8 protein-coding genes are annotated in these 8,848 nt (G+C 67.8%); 4 read left to right on the top strand and 4 right to left on the bottom strand.

Annotated features, from left to right (window positions below):
• Positions 1-78: 78 nt before the first annotated feature.
• The 3 genes from A5688_RS26195 to A5688_RS26185 all read right to left on the bottom strand — a co-directional run bounded on the left by A5688_RS26195 (position 79) and on the right by A5688_RS26185 (position 3,499).
• Positions 79-1,152 (bottom strand): DUF190 domain-containing protein, encoded by a 1,074-nt coding sequence (locus A5688_RS26195; protein ID WP_067913691.1) that lies wholly within the window; start codon positions 1,150-1,152, stop codon positions 79-81.
• 80 nt (positions 1,153-1,232) lie between these two features.
• Positions 1,233-2,405, bottom strand: coding sequence for a sulfotransferase family protein (locus A5688_RS26190; protein ID WP_067913613.1), 1,173 nt, complete (start codon positions 2,403-2,405; stop codon positions 1,233-1,235).
• The gene (locus A5688_RS26185; protein WP_067913615.1) at positions 2,402-3,499 is read right to left on the bottom strand and encodes a DUF1214 domain-containing protein; all 1,098 of its coding nucleotides are present in this window, start codon (positions 3,497-3,499) and stop codon (positions 2,402-2,404) included. Before A5688_RS26185 ends, A5688_RS26190 begins: the two co-directional genes overlap by 4 nt.
• A gap of 62 nt (positions 3,500-3,561) precedes the next feature.
• Here A5688_RS26185 and A5688_RS26180 point away from each other — a divergent pair, with 62 nt between their 5' ends.
• A complete protein-coding gene (locus A5688_RS26180; RefSeq protein ID WP_067839632.1) occupies positions 3,562-4,158 on the top strand; it encodes a TetR family transcriptional regulator in 597 nt (198 codons plus the stop codon).
• Here A5688_RS26180 and A5688_RS26175 read toward each other — a convergent pair whose 3' ends face one another.
• A complete protein-coding gene (locus A5688_RS26175; protein ID WP_067839587.1) occupies positions 4,159-4,755 on the bottom strand; it encodes a TetR/AcrR family transcriptional regulator in 597 nt (198 codons plus the stop codon).
• Positions 4,756-4,983: 228 nt separating this feature from the next.
• Here A5688_RS26175 and A5688_RS26170 point away from each other — a divergent pair, with 228 nt between their 5' ends.
• From A5688_RS26170 to A5688_RS26160, 3 genes are read left to right on the top strand one after another with little or no spacing between them, the layout of a single operon-like run.
• Positions 4,984-7,215 carry an acyl-CoA dehydrogenase gene (locus A5688_RS26170; protein WP_067913622.1) on the top strand — a complete coding sequence of 744 codons (2,232 nt, stop codon included), beginning with the start codon at positions 4,984-4,986 and terminating at the stop codon, positions 7,213-7,215.
• Positions 7,216-7,223: 8 nt separating this feature from the next.
• Complete coding sequence (locus A5688_RS26165; protein ID WP_067913625.1) at positions 7,224-8,432, top strand: thiolase family protein; 1,209 nt, start codon at positions 7,224-7,226, stop codon at positions 8,430-8,432.
• Positions 8,433-8,436: 4 nt separating this feature from the next.
• Positions 8,437-8,847: a Zn-ribbon domain-containing OB-fold protein gene (locus tag A5688_RS26160; protein ID WP_067913628.1), complete on the top strand. Its 411-nt coding sequence runs from the start codon at positions 8,437-8,439 to the stop codon at positions 8,845-8,847.
• The last annotated feature ends 1 nt before the right edge of the window (position 8,848 follow it).

Here is an 8,848-nt window from a genome sequence, read left to right as displayed (position 1 = left end):
ACGTCAGACATCTCCACTAAGCCCGGAGGTCCTCCCTTCTCACAGCCGAATCGTCAACAACGTCCCTGCCGGGTACAGCTAGCAGCGGTGCTGGGCCATCCGCGGTGGTCCGGTGTCGCCGTCGTCGGAGACCAGCGCGGGCACCATTTCACTGGTCACCAGGCCCTCGTCCCGGGTCAATTCGTCGATGAGGGCGAAGGATTCGGCGATGCTGGCCGGGGTGTCGATCACGACGGTGACGACGGGAACCCGGCGGGTCAGGGAGAACACGCCATCCCCATGCGGCGGGTGGTCGCCGTGGAATCCCCAGACGCCGCGCAGCACCGTGGCGCCGTCAACCGTTTTGGCCTGGCGCAGCCGCTGGACGATCGCGCGGTGAATGGGCACCCCGCCGTGGTGTGCCGACTCCGAGGTGTAGACCGTCAGCTGCTGAAACAGCGGCAGGCCCCGTTCGTCGACGCCGGGCAGGGCGTGCGGGCGCTCCAGTAACTGGCCGTCGCGCTTGCACACCTGGACCCGTTCCAGCGTGAACAGCGGCCGGCGCAGCAGCTCGCCGAGCTCGGGTAGCACGCCGCCGATGCGCTCACCGGATCCGACGACCACGATCATCATCGGAACGTCGGCGTTGCGACCAAAGAAGTTGGCGCGCTGGCGTTCTCCGTGTGCGACGCCGTCGACCCCGAGCAGCACCGTGGCGCCGGCCAGACCGCGCCGGTGCATCAGGTCGCAGAGGGCGATGTAGGCGGGCGAGCCGTTGACGCGTTGCTTGCGGCCGACGTAGATCGTCAGCTTGACGGCGCCGCGAAGATCCTCCGGCAGCTGCAGTGGCCCGATGCCGTCGTGGAGCAGCCGGGCGCGCTCCAGGGTGACCAGGCCGCGCTGCTTGACCGCCAGCACCGGATCCAGCAGGGCTTCGATCTTCGTCCTCGTGTCGACGGCGACGACCGCGACGGGCGGGTCCTCGGACAACGTCAAGGACTCGTCGGTGCGCAGATAATGCCCGGTGCCGAACCCGCCGATGCCGCGCAGCAGGACGCCGCACGCGATGCGGTGCTCTGCATACAAGCCGAGGAGCACATCGGAGACAAAGCTGTCCCCGGTTCGCCTGCGCTCGGCCAGATAGGTGGTGAGCTTCAGGCAATCGTCGTCCATCACCACTCCCGTCGCCTTGCGGTGAGCCTACCCGTTCGCAGACGTCAAGCGCCGCAGCGGTGTTCGATGCGCGGCCGACCTCAGCGCAGCTGTTCGGTGGGCACCCCGTAGCGGTCCTGGTAGGCGCTGACCCGATCACGTACCTCGACGGCGTCCAGCCCGGTGTCCGACCAGGTGTACCGGCCCCGCCCGCCGTCCGACGGGTGAGAGGCGAGAAAGTCGCGCATCTTGCCCTCGGCATCGGGCCGCAGCTCGCGGTCCAACCGTTGGTAGATGTCTTTGATCGTGGTCCACGGATCGGTCATAAAGTCGGCGAATTGCACGTCGATTACCCGGCCCGCCGGCACCGCGCCGCTGTCACGCAAGGCCATCTCGCGCTCCAGGCCGACGACGATCTCCTCGTAAGACTGGGCCGCGCATTCGGTGATGCTGGATTGGTCGCTGCACATGCGGCGCAGGTGGTGGGTCAGCGCGGCGATCGACGAGATGACGTTGAGCGGGTCGCGGTGGGTCTGCACGATCAGCGCGTCCGGGTATTCGGCCAGCAGCGCATCCAGCTGCCACAGGTGCGCCGGCGACTTGAGCAGCCATTGGCCCGGCACGCCAGACTGCAGGTGTTGCAAGAAGATTCGATGGAAGCGATAGGCGCCGGCGTGGTCGGCTTCATACAGCAGCCAACGGTAGTAACTCGGCAGCCGATACTGCACCGAGAAGATCATGCTGACGAACTCGGCCGCGGTGATGCGCACACACTCCTGGCCGACCAGTGCGCCCATCGGATGGAAGGCCAGGAAGCCGGGCATGATCTGCTCGGAAAGGTCAATGCTGGCCTGTATCTGGGCGATCCGGGGATCGCTGTGGTAGGTCTCGGGCTGCGGCACCGGACACGGCTCGTCGACCTCCCAGGTCAACGGTGCGCGCAGTTCGGGGTCCTGTGCGAGCAGGTCGTAGAGGATCGTGGTGCCGGTGCGCGGCTGGCCGACGATGAAGATCGGCGCCTTGATCTCCTCCGCGGCGACCTCGGGATGCTTTTTACGCCAAGCGATTACGCCGAGCCGGTTCTTCAATGCCCGCATGATGTCGAGGTGAGCGATCTCGACACCGATATCGGACAGCCGAGCGTCATTGATCAGTCCGTCGGTGACCCGGTGCAGCCCGGGCCGCCAGCCCTCGTCGCCGAAGTCGTCGCTGCCGACTTCCTCGCAGGCGGCGGCGATGAGCCGTTCCGGGGCGAATCGGTCCTGCAAGGTCATATCCGCTCCTCGCCTTCGCGCACCGATACCGTGACCTCGGGCGGGCTCGGATTGCCCAGCCAGCGCAGGACGATAAAGCCCCGATGCCGGCCGCCGGTGTCGAGCCAATGGCCGAGCCCGAAGTCGTTGGCGGAGATTGCGATCCGCACCCGTCCGTCGGCGTCGGGCTGGACGCCGCGGTTCGTCACCGAGCTGTGCCGGCGGCGCGGCTCCAGGCATTCATGCCAGATGCTTTCCAGCGTGACGTTCCAGTACCGGGTGTCGGGCGGCGCGATCTCGAGGAGGAGGGCCTGGCCGGGTTCGAGCCGGAAGGTCCCCATCATGTACAGGTTGTCCGGCGTGGTGTCGGCCGCACCCAGGTCGGCGGCCTGGGCAGTCAACAAGGTGTTCGGGGTTTGCAGCAGTTCCGGTTTGATGGTGCGGTGCAGCGACGCGAGCTTCATCAGCGACCACGCCATCGCGGTGAACTGGTCGGCCAGCTCGTCGTCGGTCAGCGTCGTCACGGGCCCGGGTTCCAGTGCCTCGATTCGTAGCACGGCCAATTCCTCGCTCGCCCGGTCGCCGATGTATTCCCGGACGACCACCGACGAGGCGTCGCCGGGAATCTTCACCCACTGGGCGCCGGCCAGATCGGTGGGCTCGTCGGCGGAGAGCACGAGCGCGAATTCGCCGGAGTCGACCGCAAGGTCGCCGTCGCTGACATAGCCCGCCATCCGCCGCGGGGTCAGTCCGGTGCCGGCCAGAACCTGGAATCCGAGGTAGGCGCTGGTGCCGCGGGTTCCGGCGATCCGGTAGCGGCGGTCGCCGCGAATCATCGCCAGGTAGTAGTTCCCGTCGGGGTTGGGGCCGCCGACCATCCGGTTCTCCGAACACATATCGAAGAACGACGGCCGCTCGGCGTCGGACTCGACCGTCATCTGCGCACACAGCGACGACACCCGCGCGATCAGGCGCAAACCCTCCGCCAGTTCTCGCTCCGACTCGGCGTCCTCGGTCACGATCTTCGTGACGTCGGTGAGCATCTGCTGGAAGAACTGCCATGCGGCGCGCGCCTGGGGGGCCGGCGGATCGGACGAATCGGGGCTATGAGACATCGTCTCATGCTAAGACTATGTCTTACGCTTTCGGTGTCGATTCGCAAGAAAAGGGTGGGGACATGTCTGGTTCAGCGTCCGCTACGCCGTCGCTGGCCGAGCGGAAGCGGGCGGCGACGCGTCAGCGCATCGCCACGGCCGCGGCCCAGCTGGTCGCCAGTCGCGGCCTGGCCGGCGCCACCGTGGACCGCATCGCCGACACCGCCGATATCGGCCGTGCGACGTTTTTCCGCTACTTCAACTCCAAGGAAGACGCCGTCGCCGAGGGCATGAACGCCCACTGGCTGGACCGGATCACCACGGCGCTGGCCGCCCAGCCGCCGCAGCTGACCGCCCTCGAAGCGGTGGCCGGCGCATTCGGTGAACTCGCCCGCGGCTTCGCCGAGATCGAAACGCAGATCCGCGAATTAGCCACGCTGACAAGGTCATCCGAGACGCTGGACGCGTGGACGCTGCACATCTATGTGCGCTACGAGTCGGCGATCGCCGAGCTCATCGCCCCCCGGATGCCCGGGCTGACCGCGCAGGATCCGCGCCCGCGACTGATCGGTGCCCTGGCCATGGCGGCGGTGCGCATCGCGCTTGATGACTGGCTGAGTCACGGCGGGTCCCTGCCCGACCGGGTGCGCCGGGGGCTGGCCGCGGTGACGGTCGGATGATCAGCTTTCGGTAAGCGCCTCGACGATGAGCCGGGTGGTCCGTTCGGCTCGCCGGCGCGAGTAGGGCTGCGCGCCGGAAAGGATCGGGTACACCACCCCGCCGACGATCGCGTCCGCGGCCGATTCGGCGGTGGCCTCGTTGATCCCATGGGCCAGCAGCCGGGCCCGCACGCTGTCGTGCAGCGGGGCACTGAATCCGGCGCGCAGTTTGACGGCGGTGTCCTCGTGTTCCATGCAGGCGACGGTCAGCGTTCGCAGCATGGCCGAACCCCGTGCCGTCGTCAGGCTCGCGAACAGCTTGCCCACCCAGGCCACCAGGTCGGTGGTGAGGTTGCCGCTGTGGTTGACCGACGCGAGCAGTTTGTCGGCGTCCTGAAGCATCACGTCGGCGACCAGCGCGGGACGAGTGGGCCACCACCGGTAGATGGTCTGCTTGCCCACACCGGCGCGCGCGGCGACCGCCTCGATGGTCAGCCCGTCGAATCCGCGCTCGAGCAACAGTTCACGGGTCGCGGAGACGATCGCCGTGCGAGACTTCTCGCTGCGCCTACGAGGCGCGCCCGCCTGCGCGTTCACCCCGCTGAGATCGGTTGGCATCTGGTGGTCCTCGCTTCTGCGAACTCAGATCGAAAGCCGCTCGCCGGGGGATCGGGCCCGCTTTACATATCCTGACTCGCCCCGGTAGTCTTCCACAAGACGAGACGGTCCGTCTTGCATCGCGGTGATCGCACGCGCGGCGGAAGCCGGGCGCAGCGGGTCGCCGCCATCAGAGCCGAAAGGATAGCAGTCCGTGCGGCCAACGCCAGTCATCTCTCGGCCGTCCTCGTGACCCTGGGACTGAGTCCGGAGCAGCAGTCGCTCAGCGACGCCGTGGGCCAGTTCGCCGCCCGCAACGCTCCCATCGCCGCGACGCGTGACGGTTTCGACGATCTTGCCGCCGGACGAGTGCCGGAATGGTGGGATGCCCTGGTGGCAAACGGCTTTCATGCCGTGCATCTGCCCGAAGACCTCGGCGGCCAAGGCGGACGGCCGATCGACGCCGCATGCGTCCTGGGATCGGCGGGCAAGGCGCTGCTGCCCGGGCCGCTGCTGCCGACGGTGGCCGCCGGAGCCGTCGCACTGCTCGCCGAGCCGACACCGACCGCGCAGTCATTGCTGCGCGACCTGGCGTCGGGCGCCACCGCGGCGATCGTCCTGCCCGACGACGACGGCGGCGGCTTGCGCGCGCGGGCCGAAGAGGGGCAATGGCTGATCAGCGGCGCATCGGCGATCACCGCCGGCGTTTGCGCGGCGCGGATACTCCTCGTCGGCGCCCATACCGATGACGGCGACGTCGTCTGGCTGCAGGTGGACCCCGAAAACCCCACGGCCACAGCCGAACCCGTCTCCGGGACCGACCTGGTCGGCGACGCCGGGATCCTGCGACTCGACAACTACCGGGCGGCCGAGCCCGACCTGCTCACCGCCATCGATCCCGAGCGCGCCCGCTGCGTGATGGTGGGACTCGTCGCCAGCATGACCGCCGGGATCGTCCAGTGGTGCGTGGAGGCCGTCACCGCGCACCTACGCATCCGCGAGCAGTTCGGCAAGGTGATCGGAACCTTCCAGGCGCTGCAGCACAGTGCGGCGATGCTCTTGGTCAACAGCGAGTTGGCCACCGCGGCAGCCTGGGACGCGGTGCGCGCCGTCGACGAGTCACTCGACCAGCACCGCCTCGCCGCGGCCGGGGCGGCCGTGATCGCGATCTCGCCCGCGCCGGATCTGGTGCTCGACGCCCTGACCATGCTCGGCGCCATCGGCTTCACCTGGGAACACGACGTGCACCTGTACTGGCGGCGGGCCATCAGCCTGGCGGGATCGATCGGTCCGGCGAATCGCTGGGCGCGGCGGCTGGGGGAGTTGACGTGCACCCAGACGCGCGACATGTCGGTGAATCTCGGCGACGCGGAACCCGAATTCCGTTCCTGGGTGGCCGAAACGCTGGATGCGGCCCTGCAGTTGCGCAATGACAAACCCGCACCGCACGGCGATTATGAGCACCTCGCCACCGGGCCGCAACGCACGCTGATCGCCGACGCCGGTCTGATGGCGCCGCACTGGCCGGCGCCGTGGGGCGTGGGCGCCGATCCGTTGAAGCAGCTCATCATCGACGAGGAGTTCGCCAAGCGACCCGGTCTGGTCCGGCCGTCGCTGAACATCGCCGAATGGATCCTGCCCTCGGTCTTGGCAGCGGCACCAAAAGATTTGCAAGAGGCGCTGATTCCCGCGACCCAACGCGGCGACATCCTGTGGTGCCAGCTGTTCAGCGAGCCGGGAGCCGGCTCGGACCTCGCGTCGCTGAGCACCCGGGCGACCAAGGTCGATGGCGGCTGGCGGATCAACGGCCACAAGATCTGGACGTCGCTGGCGCAGTACGCCGACCTGGGTGCGCTGCTCGCACGCACCGACCCCGAAGCCAGCAAGCACCGCGGCATCGGCTATTTCATCCTCGACATGCGATCCCCCGGGGTCGAGATCCAGCCGATCAAGACGGCAACCGGGCAGGCACACTTCAACGAGGTGTTCCTCAACGACGTATTCGTTCCCGACGAGATGCTGCTGGGCGGACCCACCGACGGTTGGAGCCTCGCGATCGCCACGATGGCCGAAGAGCGTTCGGCCATCAGCGGATACGTCAAGTTCGACCGCGCCGTCGCGCTGCGCCGGCTGGCCGCTCAGCCCGGACCCGATCGTGAGGACGCGTCGCGTGAGCTCGGCGAGCTCGACGCCTACACCAACGCGATCAGGGCGCTGGGGGTGCGGGAAACCATTCGGCTGCTCGACGGCCAGGCGTCCGGCCCGGCGTCCAGCATCGCCAAGGTCGCCATGAATGTGCTGCTGCGGCGCACCTTCCAGGCCACGCTGCAGTTGACCGGGCAGGTCGCGATGGTCGACGACCCCGACGCCGCGGTCGTGGAACCCTATCTGCACCTCCCCGCCGAACTGATCGGCGGCGGCACCCGCGAGATTCAGCTCAACATCATCGCGCAGATGATTCTCGGATTACCCCGAAAGTAGGGCACGGCATGGGATTACGCGGAGAAGCCGCGATCGTCGGATATGTCGAACTTCCGCCCGAGCGGCTCAACAAGGCCTCGCCCGCGCCGTTCGTCCTCGAGCAGTGGGCGGAACTGGGTGCAGCCGCGCTCGCGGACGCGGGGCTGCCGGGCGACGTCGTCAACGGAATCGCGGCATCGCACCTTGCCGAGTCGGAGATCTTTGTCCCGTCCACGATCGCCGAATACCTGGGCGTGGGAGCGCGATTCGCCGAGCACGTCGATCTGGGCGGCGCCAGCGCCGCGGCCATGGTGTGGCGCGCGGCCGCGGCCATCGAGCTGGGGATCTGCGACGCCGTCCTGTGCGCGCTGCCCGCGCGCTACATCACCCCGTCGTCCAAGAAGAAGCCGCGGCCCATGGTCGACGCGATCTTCTTCGGCTCGTCGAGCAACCAATATGGTTCTCCGCAGGCCGAATTCGAGATTCCCTACGGAAACCTCGGACAGAACGGGCCGTACGGTCAGGTGGCGCAGCGCTACGCCGCGGTCTATGGCTACGACGAGCGCGCGATGGCCAAGATCGTGGTCGACCAGCGGGTCAACGCCAACCACACCGACGGCGCGATCTGGAAGGACAAGCCACTGACCGTCGACGACGTGCTGGCCAGCCCGGTCATCGCAGACCCGCTGCACATGCTCGAGATCGTGATGCCCTGCGTCGGCGGCGCCGCCGTGGTCGTCGCCAGCGCGGACGTCGCCAAGCGGTCGCGTAATCGCCCGGTGTGGATCAAGGGATTCGGCGAGCACGTGCCATTCAAGACCCCCACCTACGCGAAGGATCTCCTGCATACTCCGATCGCCGAGGCCGCCGACACCGCCTTCGCGATGACCGACCTGACCCGAGACCAGATGGACATGGTCTCGATCTATGACTGCTACACCATCACCGTGCTGCTCTCGCTTGAGGATGCCGGCTTCTGCGAGAAGGGCAAGGGCATGGAGTTCGTCAACAACCATGACCTGACCTTCCGCGGCGACTTCCCGCTCAACACGGCCGGTGGCCAATTGGGTTTCGGCCAAGCGGGATTGGCAGGGGGAATGCACCACGTCTGCGACGCCACCCGCCAGATCATGGGCCGGGCGGGCGCCGCGCAGGTCGCGGACTGCAACCGGGCCTTCGTGTCCGGCAACGGCGGGATCCTGTCCGAGCAGACCACGCTGATTCTGCAAGGAGACTGAGGAGATGAAGTTCGAACGCCCGATGCCCGTCAAAACGCCTACCAGCGCACCCTTTTGGGATGCGCTGGCAGAGCACCGCATCGTCATCCAGTACTCGCCGTCGCTGCAGGCCTATGTGTTCTACCCGCGGGTGCGCGCGCCGCGCACCCTGGCCGACGACCTGGAATGGCGCGAGATCTCCGGGATGGGGACGCTCTACTCCTACACGGTGGCCCACCGGCCGGTCAGCCCGCATTTCGCCGACGCCGTGCCCCAGTTGCCCGCCATCGTCGAATGGGACGAGGGCCCAAGGTTTTCCACCGAGATGGTCAACGTCGACCCGGCCCGCCTCAAGGTGGGGATGCGGGTGAGGCCGGTGTTCTGTGACTACCCCGAACACGACGTCACGTTGCTGCGTTACGAGCCCGCCGACTGAG

The organism is Mycobacterium mantenii, assembly GCF_001667865.1.
Taxonomy (GTDB): Bacteria; Actinomycetota; Actinomycetes; order Mycobacteriales; family Mycobacteriaceae; genus Mycobacterium; species Mycobacterium mantenii_A.
The sequence above is the reverse complement of the archived record's forward strand: the minus strand, read 5'-3'. Positions and strand labels throughout refer to the sequence as shown.

Coding starts and splice junctions, on each gene's coding strand:
- A5688_RS26165 (WP_067913625.1), top strand. CDS start 7,224: ATGGGATTACGCGGAGAAGCCGCGATCGTCGGATATGTCGAACTTCCG.
- A5688_RS26180 (WP_067839632.1), top strand. CDS start 3,562: ATGTCTGGTTCAGCGTCCGCTACGCCGTCGCTGGCCGAGCGGAAGCGG.
- A5688_RS26195 (WP_067913691.1), bottom strand. CDS start 1,152: ATGGACGACGATTGCCTGAAGCTCACCACCTATCTGGCCGAGCGCAGG.
- A5688_RS26185 (WP_067913615.1), bottom strand. CDS start 3,499: ATGTCTCATAGCCCCGATTCGTCCGATCCGCCGGCCCCCCAGGCGCGC.
- A5688_RS26175 (WP_067839587.1), bottom strand. CDS start 4,755: ATGCCAACCGATCTCAGCGGGGTGAACGCGCAGGCGGGCGCGCCTCGT.
- A5688_RS26190 (WP_067913613.1), bottom strand. CDS start 2,405: ATGACCTTGCAGGACCGATTCGCCCCGGAACGGCTCATCGCCGCCGCC.
- A5688_RS26160 (WP_067913628.1), top strand. CDS start 8,437: ATGAAGTTCGAACGCCCGATGCCCGTCAAAACGCCTACCAGCGCACCC.